This is a genomic window from Microbacterium sp. Y355, assembly GCF_059445345.1.
On the sequence record NZ_JCAIUD010000001.1, the window covers coordinates 2,724,195 to 2,744,467 of the forward strand.

20 protein-coding genes are annotated in these 20,273 nt (G+C 65.1%); 15 read left to right on the plus strand and 5 right to left on the minus strand.

From position 1 onward, the window contains the following. The first annotated feature begins 58 nt into the window (after positions 1–58). Entirely contained in the window at positions 59–1,609 is a 1,551-nt protein-coding gene (gene exaC / locus AC1C2O_RS13110; RefSeq protein ID WP_495430877.1) for an acetaldehyde dehydrogenase ExaC, read from the plus strand. A gap of 90 nt (positions 1,610–1,699) precedes the next feature. Then, entirely contained in the window at positions 1,700–2,098 is a 399-nt protein-coding gene (locus tag AC1C2O_RS13115; protein WP_495430878.1) for a DUF779 domain-containing protein, read from the plus strand. A 19-nt stretch (positions 2,099–2,117) separates the two neighbouring features. Here the strand turns inward: AC1C2O_RS13115 and AC1C2O_RS13120 are convergent, their stop codons facing one another. Then, on the minus strand, positions 2,118–2,753 hold the full coding sequence (locus AC1C2O_RS13120) for a TetR/AcrR family transcriptional regulator (RefSeq protein WP_495430879.1): 636 nt from the start codon (positions 2,751–2,753) through the stop codon (positions 2,118–2,120). 64 nt (positions 2,754–2,817) lie between these two features. Here AC1C2O_RS13120 and AC1C2O_RS13125 point away from each other — a divergent pair, with 64 nt between their 5' ends. Next, complete coding sequence (locus AC1C2O_RS13125) at positions 2,818–4,116, plus strand: glycosyltransferase (protein ID WP_495430880.1); 1,299 nt, start codon at positions 2,818–2,820, stop codon at positions 4,114–4,116. A gap of 24 nt (positions 4,117–4,140) precedes the next feature. Here AC1C2O_RS13125 and AC1C2O_RS13130 read toward each other — a convergent pair whose 3' ends face one another. Continuing rightward, positions 4,141–4,569, minus strand: coding sequence for a MerR family transcriptional regulator (locus AC1C2O_RS13130; RefSeq protein ID WP_495430881.1), 429 nt, complete (start codon positions 4,567–4,569; stop codon positions 4,141–4,143). Between the two features lie 128 nt (positions 4,570–4,697). Between AC1C2O_RS13130 and AC1C2O_RS13135 the strand changes: the two genes are divergently transcribed. After that, entirely contained in the window at positions 4,698–5,423 is a 726-nt protein-coding gene (locus AC1C2O_RS13135; protein WP_495430882.1) for an SDR family oxidoreductase, read from the plus strand. A gap of 233 nt (positions 5,424–5,656) precedes the next feature. Here AC1C2O_RS13135 and AC1C2O_RS13140 read toward each other — a convergent pair whose 3' ends face one another. Then, the gene (locus AC1C2O_RS13140; RefSeq protein WP_495431737.1) at positions 5,657–6,781 is read right to left on the minus strand and encodes a hypothetical protein; all 1,125 of its coding nucleotides are present in this window, start codon (positions 6,779–6,781) and stop codon (positions 5,657–5,659) included. A gap of 76 nt (positions 6,782–6,857) precedes the next feature. Here AC1C2O_RS13140 and AC1C2O_RS13145 point away from each other — a divergent pair, with 76 nt between their 5' ends. Further along, on the plus strand, positions 6,858–7,214 hold the full coding sequence (locus AC1C2O_RS13145) for an avidin-fold protein (protein ID WP_495430883.1): 357 nt from the start codon (positions 6,858–6,860) through the stop codon (positions 7,212–7,214). A 6-nt stretch (positions 7,215–7,220) separates the two neighbouring features. On the opposite strand, the gene AC1C2O_RS13150 is transcribed toward AC1C2O_RS13145, so the two are convergent. Then, entirely contained in the window at positions 7,221–7,811 is a 591-nt protein-coding gene (locus AC1C2O_RS13150) for an Lrp/AsnC family transcriptional regulator (RefSeq protein ID WP_495430884.1), read from the minus strand. A 146-nt stretch (positions 7,812–7,957) separates the two neighbouring features. Between AC1C2O_RS13150 and AC1C2O_RS13155 the strand changes: the two genes are divergently transcribed. The 5 genes from AC1C2O_RS13155 to AC1C2O_RS13175 are packed head-to-tail and all read left to right on the plus strand — an operon-like array spanning position 7,958 to position 13,190. Beyond that, on the plus strand, positions 7,958–9,541 hold the full coding sequence (locus AC1C2O_RS13155) for an ABC transporter substrate-binding protein (RefSeq protein ID WP_495430885.1): 1,584 nt from the start codon (positions 7,958–7,960) through the stop codon (positions 9,539–9,541). 8 nt (positions 9,542–9,549) lie between these two features. Continuing rightward, the gene (locus AC1C2O_RS13160; protein WP_495430886.1) at positions 9,550–10,608 is read left to right on the plus strand and encodes an ABC transporter permease; all 1,059 of its coding nucleotides are present in this window, start codon (positions 9,550–9,552) and stop codon (positions 10,606–10,608) included. Further along, a complete protein-coding gene (locus tag AC1C2O_RS13165) occupies positions 10,605–11,522 on the plus strand; it encodes an ABC transporter permease (protein WP_495430887.1) in 918 nt (305 codons plus the stop codon). The genes AC1C2O_RS13160 and AC1C2O_RS13165 overlap by 4 nt, the downstream gene beginning before the upstream one ends. Continuing rightward, positions 11,519–12,358, plus strand: a complete 840-nt coding sequence (locus AC1C2O_RS13170) for an ABC transporter ATP-binding protein (RefSeq protein ID WP_495430888.1) — start codon at positions 11,519–11,521, stop codon at positions 12,356–12,358. The genes AC1C2O_RS13165 and AC1C2O_RS13170 overlap by 4 nt, the downstream gene beginning before the upstream one ends. Continuing rightward, positions 12,351–13,190 carry an ABC transporter ATP-binding protein gene (locus AC1C2O_RS13175; RefSeq protein WP_495430889.1) on the plus strand — a complete coding sequence of 280 codons (840 nt, stop codon included), beginning with the start codon at positions 12,351–12,353 and terminating at the stop codon, positions 13,188–13,190. The genes AC1C2O_RS13170 and AC1C2O_RS13175 overlap by 8 nt, the downstream gene beginning before the upstream one ends. A gap of 77 nt (positions 13,191–13,267) precedes the next feature. Here AC1C2O_RS13175 and AC1C2O_RS13180 read toward each other — a convergent pair whose 3' ends face one another. Next, the gene (locus tag AC1C2O_RS13180) at positions 13,268–14,128 is read right to left on the minus strand and encodes a hypothetical protein (RefSeq protein ID WP_495430890.1); all 861 of its coding nucleotides are present in this window, start codon (positions 14,126–14,128) and stop codon (positions 13,268–13,270) included. 112 nt (positions 14,129–14,240) lie between these two features. Between AC1C2O_RS13180 and AC1C2O_RS13185 the strand changes: the two genes are divergently transcribed. From AC1C2O_RS13185 to AC1C2O_RS13205, 5 genes are all read left to right on the plus strand, one after another. Continuing rightward, complete coding sequence (locus tag AC1C2O_RS13185) at positions 14,241–15,221, plus strand: glycosyltransferase family 2 protein (protein WP_495430891.1); 981 nt, start codon at positions 14,241–14,243, stop codon at positions 15,219–15,221. Beyond that, the gene (locus AC1C2O_RS13190) at positions 15,218–16,603 is read left to right on the plus strand and encodes a polysialyltransferase family glycosyltransferase (RefSeq protein WP_495430892.1); all 1,386 of its coding nucleotides are present in this window, start codon (positions 15,218–15,220) and stop codon (positions 16,601–16,603) included. The genes AC1C2O_RS13185 and AC1C2O_RS13190 overlap by 4 nt, the downstream gene beginning before the upstream one ends. Continuing rightward, complete coding sequence (locus AC1C2O_RS13195; RefSeq protein ID WP_495430893.1) at positions 16,600–17,814, plus strand: cytidylyltransferase domain-containing protein; 1,215 nt, start codon at positions 16,600–16,602, stop codon at positions 17,812–17,814. The genes AC1C2O_RS13190 and AC1C2O_RS13195 overlap by 4 nt, the downstream gene beginning before the upstream one ends. Before the next feature lie 70 nt (positions 17,815–17,884). Next, the gene (locus tag AC1C2O_RS13200) at positions 17,885–18,757 is read left to right on the plus strand and encodes an N-acetylneuraminate synthase family protein (RefSeq protein ID WP_495430894.1); all 873 of its coding nucleotides are present in this window, start codon (positions 17,885–17,887) and stop codon (positions 18,755–18,757) included. Beyond that, positions 18,754–20,187, plus strand: coding sequence for a DUF6716 putative glycosyltransferase (locus AC1C2O_RS13205; RefSeq protein WP_495430895.1), 1,434 nt, complete (start codon positions 18,754–18,756; stop codon positions 20,185–20,187). The genes AC1C2O_RS13200 and AC1C2O_RS13205 overlap by 4 nt, the downstream gene beginning before the upstream one ends. Positions 20,188–20,273 lie beyond the last annotated feature (86 nt).

Here is a 20,273-nt window from a genome sequence, read left to right on the forward strand (position 1 = left end):
TACCTTCGACCCAATGCCGCACAGCACTGAGGCTGCGGCCCGTCGAAGGAGACGCACCATGACCATCGTCGAAGAGACCGTGTCCACTGCTTTCGCTGCTCCGGGAACCGCCGGCGCCGTGGCGAGCTATCGCCCCCGATACGGTCACTACATCGGAGGAGAATTCGTCGAACCCGTCAAGGGTCAGTACTTCGAGAACGTCAGCCCGGTCAATGGCAAGCCGTTCACCGAGGTGGCCCGCGGAACTGTAGAAGACATCGACCGTGCTGTCGACACCGCATGGAAGGCGTTCGCGTCCTGGGGCAAGACCAGCCCAGCCGAACGCAGCATCGTCCTCAACAAGATCGCCGACCGCATCGAGCAGCACCTTGAGGAGGTTGCGGTCGCGGAGACCTGGGACAACGGCAAGCCGGTTCGAGAGACCCTTGCCGCCGACATCCCACTCGCTGTCGACCACTTCCGATACTTCGCAGGAGTCCTGCGTGCACAGGAGGGCTCGCTCAGCCAGCTCGATGAGAACACGGTGGCGTATCACTTCCAAGAACCGCTGGGTGTGGTCGGACAGATCATCCCCTGGAACTTCCCGATCCTGATGGCGGTGTGGAAGCTCGCGCCCGCGCTCGCCGCAGGCAACTGCATCGTTCTGAAGCCGGCCGAGCAGACCCCGGCATCCATCCTGTATCTGTTCGAGATCATCGGTGACCTGCTGCCCGCTGGCGTCGTCAACATCGTCAATGGCTTCGGCATCGAGGCTGGCGCCCCGCTCGCACAGCACAAGAAGATTCGCAAGATCGCGTTCACGGGTGAGACCACGACCGGCCGATTGATCATGCAGTACGCCTCGCAGAACCTCATTCCGGTCACGCTCGAACTCGGAGGAAAGTCCCCGAATCTCTTCTTCGAGGACGTCGCGCGCTCCACAGATGATGCGTACTACGACAAGGCGCTCGAGGGCTTCGCGATGTTCGCGCTGAACCAGGGCGAGGTCTGCACGTGCCCGTCTCGCGCCCTCATCCAGCGTTCGATCTACGACGGATTCCTCGCCGACGGCCTTGACCGTGTCGACAAGATCATTCAGGGCAACCCGCTCGATAAGAACACGATGATCGGCGCGCAGGCATCCAACGATCAACTGGAGAAGATTCTCAGCTACATCGACATCGGAAAACAGGAGGGCGCGAAGCTGCTCACCGGCGGAGAGCGCGTCGACCTCGGCGGTGACCTCAGTGATGGCTACTACGTCGAGCCGACTGTCTTCGAAGGCACCAACAACATGCGCATCTTCCAGGAAGAGATCTTCGGCCCTGTGCTCGCTGTGACGAGCTTCGACGATTACGACAACGCGATCGACATTGCCAACGACACCCTGTATGGCCTGGGCTCAGGCGTTTGGACGCGCAGCGGCGATACCGCCTACCGTGCGGGCCGTGCCATTCAGGCCGGTCGAGTGTGGACGAACACCTACCATCAGTACCCGGCGCACGCCGCGTTCGGCGGATACAAGCAGTCCGGCATCGGGCGGGAGAACCACCTGAAAATGCTCGATCACTACCAGCAGACGAAGAACCTTCTCGTGTCGTACGCCGAGGGCCCGATGGGCTTCTTCTGATCTGATTGACAAGTTTCGGGCGGGCGCTGCGGGAGCACATGACATCTTCCAGAGGCGGCGCTCGCCCGAAGACCACTTGAGGAGGACGACATGGTGAGCATCGGCACCTATCACCGAGTGGCCGTGACGGATGCCGCTGCATCCCTGCTTCGGGAATTGGCCGTACAGCACGGCCCGCTGATGTTTCATCAGTCCGGCGGATGCTGCGACGGCTCGAGCCCCATGTGCTATCCGGTGGGCATGTTCATCACCGGACCGAGTGACATGCTGCTGGGCGACATCGACGCAGGTATGGATACTCCGATCGAGGTCTACATGTCGGAGTCACAGTTCGAGTACTGGAAGTACACGCACCTGACCATCGACGTCGTGCCCGGCCGCGGCGCGGGATTCAGCGTCGAAGGGCCGACCGGGATGCGATTCCTCATCCGCTCACGGATGCTGAACGACGCGGAATTGGAATACTTCGGGTTGGTGTCGAAAGACTGATCCTCTCGGAATGGTCTGCCTACGTCGCGAGCTCGGCGACCACCGTCGCCCGCAGCCAATTGCTGTAGCGCTCGGGGCTCCAGCCGGACTGCGTGACGAGCTGCTGATAGCTCTCCGGGGAGAGCAGGAAAGAGATCGCATCAGCCGTGGCGTCGCCGTTCGTGAGCGACGGGGCGATGCCACGCCGCACGAGCTCGGAGACCAGCAGTCGGTAGTCCGCAGCTCGGTGCTCGAGGATGCGCCGAGTCGCCTCTTCGACCACGGAGTCGGACAGCGCAGCACCCAGCAGCACGGTCCACAGGGCGTGACCCCGCTCATTCGCCGTGGTGATCTGGGTGAGGACGGCGTCGAGGAACACGTCATCCGGCAGGTCCAGCACCCCGGCGGCGACCTCGGTATCGGCGAGAGATTCGGCCGCCTCCGATCCGGAGAACGTCACCTCGAAGGCGGCGATCAGTAGCTCACTCTTCGCCGCCGACGTCTTGACTGTCTCGGCGGAGACCCCGGCCTCGCGTGCGATCGCCGCGATCGTGGTGGCCTGGTAGCCCTGCGTGGCGAACAGCCGAGCGGATGCCTCGACGATCCGTGCGCGCGTCTCCTTGGCTTGCCGATTCCTCAGCTCGGAGCGGTAAGAGCGTGGAGCGACATCAGTCATTGACTTTCCTTACAGGGTGATGAATACTTCCTTAGTACATTCAATCTTAGGGAAACGGCACGCCATGTCCAACTACCTCATCACCTGCACGCCGGCGCACGGCCATGTCATGCCTCTGCTGCAGATCGCACGCCACCTCATCTCCCGCGGCGACGAGGTCACCTTCCTCACCAGCAACCGATATGCGCAGCAGGTCACTGCGGCCGGGGCGCGGTTCATCGCCCTGCCGATGGAGGCGGACGTCAACCTCGACGACGCGGATGCGGCGTTCCCGGAGCGGATCGGACTCACCGGTCCCGCTGCCCTCCGTTTCGACATGAGCAACCTCTTCGTGCGGCCAGGTGCCGCGCAGCTCGCCGCAGTCCGTGCAGAGCTTTCCACCAGGCACATCGACGCCGTGCTTACCGAGCCGTTGTTCGTCGGCGGTGCGTTGCTGCAACTGCTGCCTACGGGTGAACGGCCCCCGGTCGTGGTGCTGGGGATCTTTCCGCTGGGAGCGCGTAGTCGGGATGCGGCACCGTTCGGGTTGGGTGTCACGCCGATGCCGGGCCCGATCGGCCGGCTGCGCAACGCTGCGCTGCGAATGGTTGCCGAACGGGTCATCTTCGGTGGCATCCAGCGCGAGGCCGACACGATCGCGCGTCGTGAGGTCGGGCGGGAACTCGGCGGCTTCGTGCTCGACTGGGCCGGGCGCGCCGATGCCTACGTGCAGTTCACCGTGCCCGATTTCGAGTACCCGCGTTCCGATCTGCCGGACACCGTGCACTTCGCAGGTCCGCTTCCCGCTCCCCAATCCGAGGTGGCCCTGCCGTCCTGGTGGTCGGATCTGGACGGGTCAAGGCCGGTGGTGCATGTGACGCAGGGCACGATCGCGAACTCTGATCTCGGACAGATCATCTTGCCGACGATCACTGCGCTCGCGGCATCCGACGTGCTCGTGGTGGTCTCCACCGGCGGGCGTCCGGTCGACGCGCTGCCAGATGACCTTCCCGACAACGTCCGCGTCGCAGAGTATCTCCCTTACGACCGACTGCTCCCGCTCGTCGACGTGGTCGTGACCAATGGCGGCTACGGCGGTGTCCAACAGGCGCTGGCCCACGGAGTGCCGATCGTCGTGGCCGGTCAGACCGAAGACAAGGTCGAGGTCTCCGCCCGTGTGGGGTGGTCTGGGGTCGGGATTAACCTCCGCACGAGCACGGTGACGTCGACTCAAGTCGGCGGTGCTGTGGAGCGGGTGCTGCGTGATCCGAGCTATCGCGAGCACGCCGCGTCGATCGGTGGGGCGATGCGCGACGCCGATGCCTTGCGGAGCCTGGGCGACGTCCTGGATGTCCTGACGGGTCGGTGGGTCTCTGCTGCGTGAGCGGCGGCTTCTTGCTCGCGGTGGTCAGACGGTGGCGGACGTCGCGGGGGCGGGCTCGGTGGCGTCGTACGGTGCCCAGGCCGGGTCGCGTAGGGCGGGGCAGTACTCGGGTGTCGGATGGTTTGCGATGTCGATGAGGCGGTCGAGGGCATCGCGTGCCGCTGTGAGGTCGACAATTGCGGCGGTGATGCGGTTGCGCTCGTTTTCGAGCATCTCGAATGTCTCGGGGGTGCCGTGCCCGCTGTCGACGCAGGGCAGCAACTGCAGGATGGTGCGACTCGGCAGTCCCGCGGTGAAGAACTGTTGGATCAGTTGTACGCGTTCAACCGCAGACTCGGAGTAGATGCGCTGGCGGCTGGGGGTGCGCTCTGAGGTGAGCAGGCCCTGCTCCTCGTAATAGCGGAGAGCTCTGGTGCTGACTCCCGCCTTGTATGCGACATCGCCTATTCGCATCGCCGCCGCCCTTCTTGACTGATCTCGTGATCTTCGACTTGCCCTTGACGTCAACGTCAACTTTTAGAGTAGTCGACGCGGCGCCAACGAGGCCCGCCGAACATCGAGAAGAACTAAAACGGAGAACTATGAACATCGCCGACCAGATCGCCCTCGTCACCGGAGCCAACCGTGGCATCGGCCGCGAATTCGTGCGTGAGCTGCTCGATCGCGGAGTGGGCAAGGTGTATGCGACAGCACGACGTCCGGAGAGCATCGACTTCGATGACAGTCGGGTGGTGCCGCTGCGGCTGGACCTGCTCGATCACGAGTCGATCGTCGCGGCTGCCGCGGTGGCGAACGATGTGACCCTCCTCGTAAACAACGCCGGCATCTCGACCGGCGCATCCCTCATCACGGGCGACCTCAGCGAGATCCGCCGAGAGATGGACACCCACTTCTGGGGCACACTCAACGTGACTCGCGCGTTCAGTCCGATCCTTGCGGCGAACGGCGGCGGCGCGATCGTGAATGTGCTGTCGGCACTGTCCTGGTTCGCGAGCCCAGGCGCCGGATCGTACGCCGCTGCCAAGGCTGCGGAGTGGAACATGACGAACGGCGTCCGCCTCGAGCTCGCCGCTCAGGGCACGCTCGTTCAGGGTGTTCTCCTCGGTGCCGCCGAAACGGAGATCTCGGCCGGATACGACGGTCCGAAGATCGATCCGCGCGATGTCCCGCGCCTGTCGTTGGATGGACTGGCTGCCGGGTCTATCGAGGTGATTGTCGACGACTGGACCGCGATGGTGAAGGGTGCGCTCGCCAGCGATCCGGCCGAGTTCTACGAGCAGATCACCGAGCTACTCGGCGCGAGCTGATCCGCATGGTGGTGGGGCCTGACGGGATCATCTGAGGTTGCAACCCACTGCAACCTGTTTTGGTATACCGTCGGGGTTATACGCCGCGATCGTTCAGCCCCCAGCTGACATCAGGCGTCGAACGGCCTTGGCCGTTCATGCGGAGGGAGTTCGTCTTCTTCTGATCCGGGGGGATGGGGTGGGCGTAGTTCCCCAGACAGCGCTCACCTCCACACCCGCCGATTCTTGAACGGTCAGTTCAGGAATCGCGGCAGGTACCAGAGAATCGCGACGACGACGACGATCACGACCGTCACCCACTGGCCTCTGCGCTTAAGGCGCCGTCCAGTCTGCGCCACGCCCGGTGGAGGCGTCAGCATCCCTGACGGCGCTGCGAACGGCAGCGTATGCGAGCCGGCCGGTGCCGCCTGCTGCGGCGCACGACCCTGCTCTTCAAGCAAGCGCTCATCGCGCCACCGCGCCCACTGGTCAAGCTTCGTGATCAGTGCGCCAACGGCGCCGAACAGCCACGCCCATGTTGCAGGGTCCAGCGTGGACGCCTCGCGCTTCGTATAGAGGAACAGCCAGTCGTCCACGATCTCGACGTCGAGCTGCGCGGCGTTGTCGACGAAGCGGGCCATGATGTCGGGCGTGAACAGGTACAGCGCATCGCGCTCGTACCCCTCTGGGCAGTACAGGGTGAAGTACCTGTCGAAGTCGCCCTCGAGAGACAGATGCTGTTCCTTGCGGAAGGATGCCGGCAGGTTGGTGCCGAACCCGTTGTTGCCGAGCGCATCCAGCACAATGTTGGGCAGGGGTACGTCGAGTTTCACGGCGACGTACCCCCATTTGTGGGTCGTCGAGTTCTTGCCGGAGCCCGTCGTGTACGCATAGTTGCCGAACTCGACGAACCGAGGGGTTGAGCCGCGGACGAGCCGCTCCGACTGCCGTGAATGACCGAGCCCGAAGATCATGCCGGGCAGCGCCGGGTCCTTGATCTGATCTTCATAGGTCATGTTGTTCGCCGCGGCGAACTGGCTGATTCGATAGCGCGTGATTCGAGCGTTGCGGTTGGTGGACCAAATCAAAAGACCGAATCCGATCGCAAGCGCGGCGATGATCACAACAGGCAACAAAATGAAGGGCGGCGCGCCACTGCCAAGCCCCGCGAGAAGCAATGACGTCATCGGGATCAGGCTCACGATGAAGACAACGCCGAGGAGAGAGAAGACGACGACCATCAGGATCTTGGTCCCGGTCATCGTCGATCCGCGGCGTGCACGCATCGCGGATACGAACGCGCTCACTGCCGCCGCGTTGACCGGATCGGTCAGCGGACGAGCATCGAACGTGATCGGCTGCGGGCCAGGAGTGGGCATGGTCACCCGTCCACGCTAGCCGCAGAGGCACGCGGGGTGGTCAACGACGGTGCGTGGCGGTTGCCATAATCAAGGGGTGAATACGCAGACAGCCCTCCCGTCACTCGACGGCCGCACATTCCGGATGACCTCTTCGACCACCTCAGTGGTCAACCATGACGCCCCGAGCGTGTTCCACTACTTCGAGAAAGACGGCGCCATCTGGGGTGACTACACCGGCGACACCGTGACCTTCGGTCGCTTTGTCGGTACCCGCACCGGCGACGTCATCAGCATCCACTTCGTGCATGTGCTCGCTGCCTCCGGCGCGGTCGTCACCGGAGCGGGCGACAGCAACATCGAGCAGGACGACAACGGTCTGCGCCTCGTCGAGCACTACGAAATGCATGGTGAGGCGCAGTTGAGTATCTGTATCGAGGATGCCGCGGCCTGATTCCGCTCAGCGTGGCGGCAGTGGCTCTCTGGCACCGGGGGACGGTGTCCATCGCGTCATTCCCATCTGCGCTGGGGCCGACGCGCGCTCTGGGATGTCGGTTGGCAGGATGAAGGGCCGGCGCACCACCTCATCGAGGATCACCACACTGACCACGGTGCGCACCTCCGGCATCTGCGCGATGACCCCGGTGGAGAAGTCGTGCACCCCGCCGACATCGGTGGCACGGATCATCAGCATCGCATCATGTTCACCGGTCGTGACGGCGCAGTATTCGACCTCCGGCAGTTCCCGCACGCGTTCGCGGAACGACGGCCAAGACTGCGGATGCACCGTGACGAAGACGTGCGCCCCGATCGAGAGGCCGGCTTTCGCCGGGTCAATGGATGCGGCGAATCCCGTGATCACGCCGCCGTCCACGAGCGCTTCCACGCGCGAGTACGCATTGGCGCGCGATATACCGACGCGCTCTGCGAGGGCGGCCATCGAGAGGCGGCCGTTTTCCCGAAGCGCCGAGAGGATGCGGTATCCGACATCATCGAGGGCGGGCGCACTTCGTCCAGCGGATATCGAATCAGTGGGCCGATCATTGGACATGTTGCCTCCTATTCTCGAATTCTAGAGTGATGTGTGTCTCAACGCCTGCTCTCATTGGACAAATCGTCGCGCATCATGCCAATCTGAACTCGGTCGTCCACAGCCGGCTGACCATTCCCCAAACACTCCCTTCCCTAGGAGGGTCTATGTCCTCGTTGTCCCGCAGGTCCCTGGTCGCCGTCGGAGCCGTCGCGCTCCTGGCCATCACCGGCTGCTCAGGTGGAAACTCTGCAAACGGTGGAGGGGGCAGCAATGCCTCGTCGCTGGTGATCGACACCGCGTTCTCGATCGAGACCGCGGACCCAGGACACAGCTATGACCCGACCGGCAACATGCTGGCCAAGGCGCTCTACGAGACACTCGTCGACTTCGAGGGATCCGACGTCTCCACCCCGGTTCCGGGACTCGCGTCCTGGGAGCAGAATGACGAAGCCACCGAGTTCACCTTCACGCTCGAGGATGGCCGCATCTTCTCGGACGGCACTCCGATTGAGGCGAAGGACGTCGTCTTCACGCTGCAGCGCATCCAGGCGATGGTCGAGGCCAAGCCCAACTTCCTTCTCACCGGCGTCACGATCGAAGAGGTCGACGAGAAGACCATCAAGTTCACGACTGAGACACCACAGCTGCAGTTGCCTGCGATTCTCGCAAACCCGGCTCTGGGCATCGTCAACTCCGATGTCGTGATCGAGAACGGCGGCACCACTGACGGCGCCGACACCGCGCAGGCCTTCCTCGACGGTGAATCCGCCGGTTCCGGCCCCTTCGTGCTCGATACCCTCGACCTGTCTTCGCAGATCGTGCTGACCAAGAGTGACGAGTACAACGGCGACGAGTCCAGCAACTACGACCGCGTCGTCATCCGCAATGTCACCGAAAGCGCCACACAGCTGGCGAACCTCAAGGGCGGCGACACGATGGTCGCCATGGATCTCAACGGCGACCAGGTCGCAACACTCGGCGATGACATCAACATCGACTCGGTGCCTTCCGGCCAGACGATCTTCCTGCTGCTGAACCAGACCGCCGAAAACGCGGGCGAGCTCGCGAACGTCAAGATCGCAGAGGCGATCCGTTACGCCCTCGACTACGACGCGCTGCTGGAGCTCGCCGGTGCCGGTTCCGTGAAGGCCACTGGCGTCATCCCTCCCGGCTTCGAGGGTGCTTTGGATGCCGGTGTCGAACAGGATCTTGACCGCGCCGAGTCTGCGCTCGCCGAGGCCGGTTACACCGGTCAGACGTTGAAGCTGCAGTTCCCGAACGACTACCCGGTCGGTGGCGTGGAATTCACCCCGCTTGCCGAGCGGGTGCAGGCGCAGCTGGGGGATGCCGGCATCGAGGTCGAACTCGCCCCGGCGCCGTTCGCCACCGAGCTTGACGCATACGTCAACGGCACCGAGGGCTTCGGCCTGTGGTTCTGGGGCCCTGACTACGCAGACTCCGCGAACTTCCTGCCGTTCGCTCCCGGTTTGAAGGTGGGTCTGCGCTCCGGGTGGGCGGCCGAGGCGAACCCTGAGATCGCTGCCCTTGCCGCTGTCGCTGCCAGCGCCACCGATCCTGATGAGCGCACGGCCGCCTTCACCGAGTTCGCTGAGGCGATGCAGGTTGATGGCCCGTTTGTGCCGCTGATCGTTCCCGGCCGCAACATCGCCACCGCAGGTGACGTGAACGGCGCTGTGTACAACTCGGTGTGGGAGATCGACATCGCCGAGATCGCACCCGCAGGCTGAACAACTCAGTGAGTACTGCCACTGTCGCGCGCAGGCGCCCGACCCGCTCTCCGCTGGTCGGGTACCTGCTGCGCCGACTCGGCACTTCGGTGCTGCTGCTGATCGGCGTCACGATCGTGACCTTCCTACTGACGAACCTGGTGCCCGGAGACCCGGTCTCTGCTGCGCTCGGTGAGGGTGCAGCCCAGAACCCGGCGACACGTGAGGCGTTCATCAAGGCGCACGGCCTCGATCAGCCGCTCATCGTGCAGTACTTCATCTATATGGGAAACCTGCTGCGCGGTGACCTCGGCACTTCTCTTGTGACGGGCCGCGCGGTCACGGCAGACCTGGCGACCGCCGTGCCGGCAACGATCGAGATCGCCATCTGCGCGATCATCGTCAGCCTCGCGGTCAGCATCGTGCTCGGCACGCTCGCTGCTTATCGCCGGGGGCTCGTCACCGACCAGGTTGTGCGCGTCGTCACGCTGGTAGGACTGAGCGTTCCGACGTTCTGGCTCGCACTGGTCAGCTACTACTTCTTCTTCCTTGAGCTCGGCATCGCGCCCGGTTCCGGCCGTATCTCGCCGGCGATCACGCCGCCGCCGCGGATCACCGGCTTCTACACGGTTGACTACCTGCTGGCCGGGGACAGCGTGGGCTTCTTCGATGCGGCGGCCCACTTGGCTCTGCCCGTCATGGTGCTCTCGCTGGTGACGATCGGTCTGCTCACTCGGTTCGTGCGCACCTCAGTTCTGGAGGTGCTCGACAGCGACTACGTTCGAGCGGCACGGGCAAAGGGCCTTTCCGGTACGCGCGTCGTGCTCGACTACGTCTTGCGCGGTGCAGCGCTGCCGATCATGACGGTCGTCGGTGTCGCCTTCGGCGCATTGCTGAGCGGCACCGTGCTCGTCGAGTCGGTGTTCGCCTGGCCGGGCCTGGGTACATACGCCTACAACGCGGCCGCCAACCTTGATCTCACGGGCATCATGGGCGTCGGTCTCGTGGTCGGAGTCATCTATCTCTTCATCAACCTCATCGTCGACCTTCTTTACGGCGTGCTGGATCCGAGAGTGAGGATCGCATGAGCGCGCTCGACGACAAGCGGGTCTCCGCCCGGTGGAAGGTCCGCTTCCGCTGGCCGCGTGCGTGGCGGACGCCGTTGGGCATCATCGGAACGGTCATTGCCCTGGCCTGGGTGATCGTCGCCTTCACCGCGCAGTGGTGGGTGCCGTTCGGGCCCAATGCGCAGGTGCTGCCGCGCCTGCAGGAACCGGGCATCGACACGTTGATGGGCACCGACGGCACCGGCCGCGACATCTTCTCGCGCCTGATGACCGGCGCCACAGTCACGATTCCGCTGGCCCTCATGCTGGTGGTCGCCGCCCTCATCATCGGGACGATCATGGGTGCTGTCGCCGGATACTTTGGGGGGTGGATCGATGAGACCCTGATGCGGATCACCGACCTGTTCATGGCGTTCCCCACTGTCATCCTCGCGATGGTGGTCGCGGCATCCCTCGGCCCCTCGCTGTTCAACGCAGTGATCGCGGCGGTCATCGTTTCCTGGCCGCAGTACGCTCGCGTCACGCGCAGTCTTGTGCTGAGTCTGCGCCAGCAGAACTACGTGGTCGCGGGGCGATTGCTCGGCCATTCCCCGGTGCGCAGCCTGTTCGTTGACGTCCTGCCGAACATCGCCGGCCCCGTGCTGGTGCTCGCAACGCTCGATATCGGCACGGCGATCCTGCTGCTGTCCGGCCTGTCGTTCCTCGGTCTCGGCGCGCAGCCGCCGACGGCGGAGTGGGGATCGATGATCTCCGCAGCCATGCAGAACTTCGACGCCTGGTGGCTGGGTGTGTTCCCCGGCCTTGCGATCCTCACGGTCGTGGTCGCGTTCAACTTCCTCGGTGATGCGATGCGCGATGTGCTCGACCCCACCGCCGAGATCGCTCATGAGAACCAGGCCAACCTCACCGCATCTGCGAAGGGGGCGAACGCATGACCGCCCAGACGCCTCTCGCGCTCAGCATCCAGAACCTGACGATCGCCATTGGGCGTCCCCTCGTGCACGGCATCTCGCTCGATCTGGAGCGCGGTCGCGTGCAGGGGCTGGCGGGCGAATCGGGTTCGGGTAAGACTCTCACCTCGCTTGCCGTGCTGGGGCTTCTGCCGCGCAAGGCGCAGACCTCCGGTTCGATTCGGTTGGGGGATGAGGAGCTGCTCGGGATGCCGCGCCGCGCGCTGAACCGCGTCCGCGGCAACCGCATCGCGATGGTGTTCCAGGATCCGTCTTCGTCGCTGCATCCGCAACTCACCGTCGGCAAGCAGTTGACCGACCACATGCGCGTGCACCTGGGACTCAAGGGCAAGGCCGCCCAGGCGCGCGCCGTAGAACTGCTCGAACGAGTGCAGGTGCCGCGTGCGGCTGAGTCACTCGGTCGCTACCCGCACCAGTTCTCGGGCGGGCAACGTCAGCGCATCGCGATCGCATGCGCCCTGGCGTGCGACCCCGAGGTGCTGCTGGCGGACGAGCCGACCACCGCGCTGGATGTCACAGTGCAGGCCGGCATCCTGCAGCTGCTGCGAGATCTCGCGGTAGAACGTGAGCTCGCGGTGCTGCTGGTTACGCACGATCTCGGTGTGATGAGTGCGATCGCCGATGATGTCGCGGTGATGAAGGACGGTCGAATCGTGGAGCGAGCGGATCGGGCGACGCTGTTCGCCGACCCTCAGCATGAGTACACGCGCACGCTCCTTGCGGCGTTGCCCGGTTCGCGGATCGAAGACGGTTCGCGGATCGAAGACGGTTCGCGGAGCGAAGGTGCAGACGATGAGTGATGCACTGGTGCTCGACGCACAGGATGTCGTGGTCCGTTACCCGGGGAATCCGCCCGTGGCGGCCGTCAACAGCGTCTCCGTTCACGTTGCGGTGGGCGAGACCGTCGCGCTCGTCGGCGAATCAGGCAGCGGCAAGTCTTCGCTCGCTCGTGCGGCGGCAGGTATCGAGAAAACCGTCGCCGGAACCGTGCTCTTCGACGGGATGCCGGTGACCACGATGGGTCTTCGACGCCGGTCTGTCGCGCTGACCGGCATCCAAATGGTCTTTCAGGATCCGTCGACGTCCCTGAACCCGCGCCGACGTATCGGCGACCAGATCAAGGACGGCATCGCCACCGCGATTGCGCGAGGTGATGAAGGGTCACAGGTCGAGGAGTGGCTGGAGCGTGTCGGGCTGAACCCGGCATGGACGAGTCGCTTCCCGCACCATTTCTCCGGGGGCCAGAAGCAGCGCATCGCCATTGCGCGTGCGCTGGCGGCACGGCCCAAGTTGCTGATCGCTGATGAGCCGATCTCTGCTCTGGATGCGTCGACGCAGACCAGCGTCGCAGCCCTCATGCGCGATCTGGTTGCCGAAGTTGGAGCCGGGATGCTGTTCATCTCGCACGACCTCGCGGTGGTCAGACGCATCGCCGATCGGACGCTTGTGATGTACGCGGGGCAGGTGCTGGAGTCGGGGAACACCGCTGAGCTCTGGGCCGAGCCACAGCATCCGTACACCCGCTCGTTGCTCGCGGCGATCCCGGAGCCGGATGGGCGGGGCGTGATCCCCGCGGCCCCTTCGGCCGAGGACCGCGCAAGCTGGTCGACGGTTCCGCCGATCGTGCGTTGAGCCTGACCGCGAGAATGGTCCTACGGCATGAGAAAGGGCTGAGGAAGTCCCGTCTCATGCGGGAAGGCCATTCTCGGTCAGCGGTTGATGTCGTCGGCGTCCCAGTACAACGAGGCGCCCTCGCGAAGCGGCAGGGCCTCGACCGACGGGTCAGTGCAGATCGCGCGGATCAACTCACTCGAGCCTGCGACGATCGTGGAGTCGTAGTCGATCTCAGTGACCACGACCCACGCCTGGTCAGCGGGCCACAGCAGGCTCAGTGGCTCTTCGTCCCAGGGTGCGTCACGTCGCCAGTCGGGCCTTGCGAACATCGACGGCGCGGCTGAGAACAGCACGTGATCGCGATCGGGCAGCGCGAGTCGGGGACCTCTTGAGATCTCGTCAGACAGGATGCCCGGCTGCCACGTCGCACGTTGGAACGGACTGTCGAACGGATTGCGGATGCTCTGCTGCAGCATCTGCTGGTGCCTGGCGTCCTCGCTGAAAGTCAATGAAGCCTGTGACGGACCCGTGCCCATATATCCGACCATCCCGCCCCAGCCTTCCCAGACCGCTGCGAATCCGTCGTCCGGTGTGGTCGTGTGTGCGAGGAGATGTGTGGCGACGTTGCTCAGGACCGCGTCATCCAGATTCCCCTCGCTGGGAGCAGAGAACTCGCGCCCGTCCGGGGCGACGCGTGTATGCCAACTGGACTCCGGAGGCGTCTTCACTACGCGCTGCCAGGATGCCTGGCTGTGCAGGGTCGTGCCGAAGGCCGTCGCAGCATCCGCCCAAGTGGTTGCCTCTTCCACAGCATCCGCCGCCGATCGCACGTCAGGTGCGTGGAAAACGCGCGCGTACGCCTCGAAGCCATGCGGCGCGAAATGGTGGATGCTCCAATCCTCGCTGAGCCGCTCGCGCAGCCATGCACCGACCGAGACATCCGCAATCCACTCCATGTCGTCCACGGTACCCGTCACGTGCTCGGACACCCGGCGTTCACCCGCACGTCGACAACCGTAAAGGCCCGGATGCGACCATGCCGGACACCGTCGACCCATCAGGAGCCCTGTGCGCACACCCCTTGTCACCGTCATTCTTCCGGCGAAGGATGCCGCGCCCTTCATAGGGACGACATTGGAGACCCTGCTGCGACAGTTCGATGACCCAGGCGCTCTCAAACTGGTCGCGATCGACGACGGATCCGGTGATGACACCGGTGCGCAGATGCGGCGATATGCGGAGAAGTTCGAGCACGCCGAAGTCATCACCAATCCACGTCCAGTCGGTTTGGCAAGCGCCCGCAACCAGGGGCTCGCGCACGTTGAGGGCGACGCATTCTGCTTCATCGACGGCGACGACTGGATGCAGCCGCACCGGCTGCAGGTGCTCGTTTCGCAACTGCGCGATCTGGACTGCGACTTTCTGCGCACCGACCATGTGCGCGTCACGGGCGCCGAGCGCAAGATCGTGCGCGCCCCGTTCGCCTGGCGTGGCACCGTCGCATCTCCTCGCGATGCGATTCTTCCGGCTGATGACACCACGATGGTCGACTACCCGTATGCCTGGGCAGGGATCTTCCACCGTCGCATCATCGACCGTGGGCTCGCCGCGTTCCCAGAAGGACTTTTCACCGCGGAGGATCGCCCGTGGATCTGGCGTCTGCACCTGCAGGCCGAGTCATTCGCGGTCGTAGACGCTCCTGCTCTTCTTTACCGCCGCGGCGTCTCGACGTCGCTCACTCAGGTGCGAGATCAGCGTCAGCTCGACTTCGTTCGCGCGCTCGCGCAGACGGTGGAGATCGTGAAGCAGGATGCGGAGGCGCCACGATTCCTGCCGAAAGTGGTGCGGACCGCTCTCGCACTCAGCTCGCACCACATGGTCCGCTCGCGGCGGATGCCGCCGGTGTTGCGGGGGGAGATGCGTCGAGGCATCCGCGATCTGCTCGCCATTCTTCCGGCCAGAGACGTCGCCGCTGCCCTTGAACGACTCGACGGTCCCAGGCGTCGCGTACTCGCTCGAACCCTCCGAGGAACGGGAGAGATGAGATGACCCAGCTCTTCGTTCTGCATAGCGCCTACGGACTCGCCACGGCTGTCGCCGCCCTCGACGAAGGCCTCATCGAACCGCGCGGCCAGCGGATCCTCGTCCCGGTCAACTCCGCCCGAGTGCCCGAGACGAGCGTCGCGATCCATGAGCTGTCGAACCTCCAGACGCTGCGCGACCGGTTCGATCGCATCGAACCTCTCGACGACATCCTCTCGCCGCTGCATCCGAGTTCCTGGGAACCGGAGCCGGCCGACCTTCCGGTCTTGAACCGCCTGTTCACTCGCGCCTGGGACCTTGACGATGATCTCGAGCTGTTCGTGCAGAGCCCACAGGTGGCGCCAGCGCGTACTCTCCTGTCGTTGTTCCCCGATGCGCGGATCACGATCATCGGTGACGGCCTGATGACCTACTCGCCGATCCGCGTGCAGTTGCCGCGCACTGTCGTCGAGCGGATCGGACGCGTCGTCTACGCGGATGTGGTGCCGGGCGTCGAGCCTCTCGTCTTCACGGGAGCGGCGGTCGCCGGAGCGGATGCGGGAGCCAGCGCGGGAGCCGAGCGGGTGCCGGTGCCGCCGGCCGCTTTCCGGAGGGCGCTCGCCGAGACCGGTGCGGCCGACTCGCAGTTGGACGCCCTCGCGGACGGAACGCCTACCGCGCTCGTGCTCGGTCAATATCTTGCCGTGCTTGGCCTGGTCTCTGCCGACGAGGAGATCGCCATGCAATGCGACATGGTGGATCGCGCGATGGCAGTGTGGCGACCGAAGCGGATCGTCTTCAAGGCGCACCCGTCCGCGCCACCGCTCATCTCTACTGCGGTGCGTGAGCGCGCGCAGCATCACGGCGCCGATTTAGTCGAGTATCGCGGCGCTGAACCTGCCGAACTCGTCGCCGAGCGGCTGGATGCGCTGGGGGTGGTCGCAGGGTTCTCCACTGCACTGCCAACGGTGCAGTCGCTGTTCGGCCGGCCGATCGCCGCCGCTGGCACAGCGCTCGTGCTGCGACGCCTGTCGCCGTATGAGAACAGCAACCGGGTACCCGCGACCATAGTCGACGCGCTGACCCGGCCCGCATCGCCTTACCGCGATCCGGAGCGGCTGCAGCTGCTCGTCGATGCGGTCGGCTATGCGATGCAACCGATCATCGCGGAGCACTTGCGTCCCCGGGCGGAAGAACTTCTCCGGCAGCTGGATGTGGCCGAACGTGATCGCTACTTTTCCCGTGCGCGACTCGCCGAGCTGCGTCTGCCTGGTGCGCCGCGGGAGGGGATCGTTCGTCGTGCACTCCGATCCGCTGGTGGCGTCGGGCGCGTCGAGGAACTCCGATTGACGATCAAGGGGGCGCGTCGTCGTGCCGCTCAAGCATGGAAGGCCATACGAGGACGATGACGAATCAAGACATCAGGACACCGCCGGCGGGCGAGGGAATCACGGTCGCGATCATCCCCGCACGTGGCGGCTCCCAGCAGGTGCCCCGCAAGAACGTGAGCCGCATCGGCGGTATCCCTCTGGTTGAGCGCGCGGTGCGCTCTGCGGCTGCGGCCGACGGCGTCGACCTCGTTGTCGTCTCCACCGATGACGACGAGATCGCCGACGTCAGCACCGCGGCAGGGGCCCGTGTCATCCGGCGCCCGGCAGAGCTCTCCGGGAACACCGCATCATCTGAGAGTGCGATCCTGCACGCCCTGGATGAGCTTGAGCGCGGCGGAGACATCGTCGATGTCGTCGTCTTCGTGCAGGCCACCTCTCCATTCATCCCCAGCGCAGGGATCGATGCCGCGATCGACGAGATCCGTTCCAACCGGTACGACAGCGTGTTCGCAGCTCATGAGACGTACGGGTTCCTCTGGCGCCGCGACGAGAACGATGCCGCAGTCGCGATCAACCACGATGCCGCGCGCCGTCCGCGCCGACAGGATCGTGAGCCGCATTATTTGGAGACAGGCGCGTTCTACGCCTTCAATGCCGAGGGGTTCCGGCAGGCTGGGCATCGCTTCTTCGGACGGGTCGGGATCGTCGAGGTTCCCGAGTGGTCGGCGGTCGAGATCGACGACGCGCAGCACCTTGCCGTGGCATCCGCTCTTGCGAATCTCGTCGATCAGCCGGGCCCAGCAGACGAGCCGGGCGACATCGACGTGAAGGCCGTCGTGACCGATTTCGACGGCGTGCACACCGACGACACCGCCCTGGTCGACAGTGATGGTCGAGAACAGGTGCGGGTCAGTCGGGAGGATGGGATGGGCGTGTCCCTGCTTCGGCGGGCAGGCATCCCGATGCTCATCCTTTCCACCGAGATCAACCCTGTGGTCCGTGCCAGGGCAAACAAGCTCCGTGTGCCGGTGCTGCACGGCATCGACGACAAGGAATCGGCGCTCGCCGAATGGGCGGCCGATAACCAGATCGCGCTGTCGGACATCGCCTACCTCGGAAACGACGTCAATGACCTCGGTGCGATGCGCATTGTGGGCTGGCCGGTGGCGGTCGCGAACGCCCACCCGCTGGTGCGTGCACAGGCCCGAGTGGTGCTGAATCGTTCAGGCGGGCAAGGGGCGGTACGCGAACTCATTGAACGCGTTCTGACAGCCGACCGCCGCCGGTAACCCGGGATTCGCGTGGTGTTCATCATCGCGGCGTACTCAGGACAGAAGGCTTGACGACTGGAGGACGATTATGACTGTCAGCATCGGATCGCACGTGATTGGTGGCGGACGACCCGCGTACGTTATCGCGGAGATCGGCTTGAACCACAACGGTGATGTGGACATCGCAAAGCGCCTCATCGACGTCGCTGCGCGCGCCGGAGCGGATGCCGTGAAGTTCCAGAAGCGCACCCCCGAGATTTCCACACCGCAGCACATGCGCGACGTTCCGCGGGAGACGCCGTGGGGAACGATGACGTATCTCGACTACCGCCGCCGCGTCGAGTTCGGGCGCGACGAATACGTCGAGATCGGCGATCACGCCACACTCCAGGGGCTCGACTGGTTCGCCTCCCCGTGGGATGTGCCCAGTGTCGCCTTCCTCGAGGACCTGAACGTCGTCGCCCACAAGGTCGCCTCCGCGAGCGTCACGGACATCGAGCTGCTCGACGCTATCCGTGAGACGGGGAAGCCGGTCATTCTCTCCACCGGCATGTCGACGATCGAGCAGATCGACCGTGCGCTGGACACCCTCGGCACCGATCGCGTCGTGCTCATGCACGCCACCTCCACCTATCCGATGGAGCCGGAGGAGGCCAACATTCGCGTCATCGCGACGCTGCGTGACCGCTACCCCGGCGTGCCGATCGGCTACTCAGGTCACGAGCGCGGACTGCAGATCTCGCTGGCGGCCATCGCGCTCGGCGCTGTCGCGATCGAGCGGCACATCACGCTCGATCGGACCATGTGGGGCTCCGATCACGCCGCTTCGCTCGAGCCGACCGGCCTGGAGCACCTCGTGCGTGACATTCGCGTCATCGAGACGGCTCTCGGCGACGGCGTCAAGCGGGTCTTCCCTGGCGAGCAGGCGCCGATGGCTAAGCTGCGCCGCATCCCGGCATGAGCATGGGCGAGTTGCGGGTCGTCGCGATCGCGGATGCAGATTCTTTCGTGAAGTGGTCCGCCTCGCTGCTCGACTCCGTCCCTGGTATTCGTCGGCACCTACTGGTCGTCCGCACACCGCTGACGGTGAGTGCGGCGCAGCAACAAGCGGCCCTCGTCGGCACGTCGTTTCAGGATGCGGCGGTCACGAGGCTCGGCTTCGACGAGTTGGGCGGCTGGTTGAGGGGTCACGTTCCCGACGTCGTCGTGCTGGCAGGGCGGGGGCCGTTCGTTCGGCTCGTCGCGCGACAGATCGACCGACTGACGCATCGCCCGGTGGTCGTCACTGGGCTACCGGGCATGTCAATCCCTGCGCAGCGCGGGGCTCTCGAATACCGCAGAGAGAGCGACTTGCTCGTGTTGCACTCGCTTCGGGAGGAGCGGGCGTTCGCCGAGCTCGGCCGCCGGATCGGCGTGACGGTGCCGACGGCGCTGGCGACGCTGCCGTTCGCGCGGCCTACGCAGGGCGAACACGCGTCGGAGCTGCGGCCTGCACGACTCGATGTCGCGACGCCGGAACTCGTGGGAATGGGAGTCCGCAGAAGTTCGACCGCGAGGGGCGCGCTCAGCTCTTCGCGTGCGGGGGCCGCGAACGTCGAACCACTGGCTCCACGCGCATCAGGCACTGACCTCGTGTTCGCCGCCCAGGCGCTCGTTCCCGCTGAACGCGCTGAGCGTGCCGAACTCGCCGGCATCCTGCGCCGTGCGGCCGAGGCCGATCCGACTCGACGCGTCGTGGTGAAGCTGCGTTCCCGGCCGGGGGAGGCTGAGACGCACCTCGAGCGGGATGCCTACGCCGATCTCCTTGCCGCACGCCCCGCGAACCTGGTGTTCTCCCATCAGCCGATGGCAGCCGCTTTGGAGAGTGCTGAGGGGTTAGTAACTGTCAGTTCTACTGCGGTCGTGGAGGCGATTGCCCGTGGCATCCCGGTCGTCGCGCTTGACACATTCGGCGTGCATAAGCCGCTGTTGAACACCGTCTTCCTCGGCAGCGGGCTGCTGGGAGGCGCGGAAGAGGTCATCGGCCGGCGATTCCGGCATGCGCACCCGCGGTGGATGCGCGACAACTACTTCCATCCGGATGCCGAGTCGACCTGGTGGGGACAGGTGGAGGAACTGGTGGCTCTGCGTCGCGAGGGCAGGCTGCGACCGAGGAGCGTGCCGGTCGGGCGAGGTGGCGCGCTGCACGCGGCCTGGCACCGCAAGAGCGTGCTCGGCGTCGAAGATCGCTCGGCCGCGGGCCGTGTGGCACTCGGGCTCGGCAGTCCGTTGGTACGCACCGTCGTCGCGCTACGTCGTGCACGAGGGCGCGCGGGCGAGGACACCTGGGCAGACCCAACCACTGATTACACGCTCGAGCCGACGCCGCACCGGGATCCGATTCGGCGCTAGCGCGGCTTTGATCCGAGCGCGATGACGGGCCGTGCGGGTTCGCCACTGATTTCAGGTAGACTGTTGTGGTTGTCTGCCCATCGGCC

Bases quoted from the DNA above. Each gene is read 5' to 3' on its own strand.
- exaC (WP_495430877.1), top strand. From the start codon at position 59: ATGACCATCGTCGAAGAGACCGTGTCCACTGCTTTCGCTGCTCCGGGA.
- AC1C2O_RS13115 (WP_495430878.1), top strand. From the start codon at position 1,700: ATGGTGAGCATCGGCACCTATCACCGAGTGGCCGTGACGGATGCCGCT.
- AC1C2O_RS13120 (WP_495430879.1), bottom strand. From the start codon at position 2,753: ATGACTGATGTCGCTCCACGCTCTTACCGCTCCGAGCTGAGGAATCGG.
- AC1C2O_RS13125 (WP_495430880.1), top strand. From the start codon at position 2,818: ATGTCCAACTACCTCATCACCTGCACGCCGGCGCACGGCCATGTCATG.
- AC1C2O_RS13130 (WP_495430881.1), bottom strand. From the start codon at position 4,569: ATGCGAATAGGCGATGTCGCATACAAGGCGGGAGTCAGCACCAGAGCT.
- AC1C2O_RS13135 (WP_495430882.1), top strand. From the start codon at position 4,698: ATGAACATCGCCGACCAGATCGCCCTCGTCACCGGAGCCAACCGTGGC.
- AC1C2O_RS13140 (WP_495431737.1), bottom strand. From the start codon at position 6,781: ATGCCCACTCCTGGCCCGCAGCCGATCACGTTCGATGCTCGTCCGCTG.
- AC1C2O_RS13150 (WP_495430884.1), bottom strand. From the start codon at position 7,811: ATGTCCAATGATCGGCCCACTGATTCGATATCCGCTGGACGAAGTGCG.
- AC1C2O_RS13155 (WP_495430885.1), top strand. From the start codon at position 7,958: ATGTCCTCGTTGTCCCGCAGGTCCCTGGTCGCCGTCGGAGCCGTCGCG.
- AC1C2O_RS13165 (WP_495430887.1), top strand. From the start codon at position 10,605: ATGAGCGCGCTCGACGACAAGCGGGTCTCCGCCCGGTGGAAGGTCCGC.
- AC1C2O_RS13170 (WP_495430888.1), top strand. From the start codon at position 11,519: ATGACCGCCCAGACGCCTCTCGCGCTCAGCATCCAGAACCTGACGATC.
- AC1C2O_RS13175 (WP_495430889.1), top strand. From the start codon at position 12,351: ATGAGTGATGCACTGGTGCTCGACGCACAGGATGTCGTGGTCCGTTAC.
- AC1C2O_RS13180 (WP_495430890.1), bottom strand. From the start codon at position 14,128: ATGGAGTGGATTGCGGATGTCTCGGTCGGTGCATGGCTGCGCGAGCGG.
- AC1C2O_RS13190 (WP_495430892.1), top strand. From the start codon at position 15,218: ATGACCCAGCTCTTCGTTCTGCATAGCGCCTACGGACTCGCCACGGCT.
- AC1C2O_RS13195 (WP_495430893.1), top strand. From the start codon at position 16,600: ATGACGAATCAAGACATCAGGACACCGCCGGCGGGCGAGGGAATCACG.
- AC1C2O_RS13200 (WP_495430894.1), top strand. From the start codon at position 17,885: ATGACTGTCAGCATCGGATCGCACGTGATTGGTGGCGGACGACCCGCG.
- AC1C2O_RS13205 (WP_495430895.1), top strand. From the start codon at position 18,754: ATGAGCATGGGCGAGTTGCGGGTCGTCGCGATCGCGGATGCAGATTCT.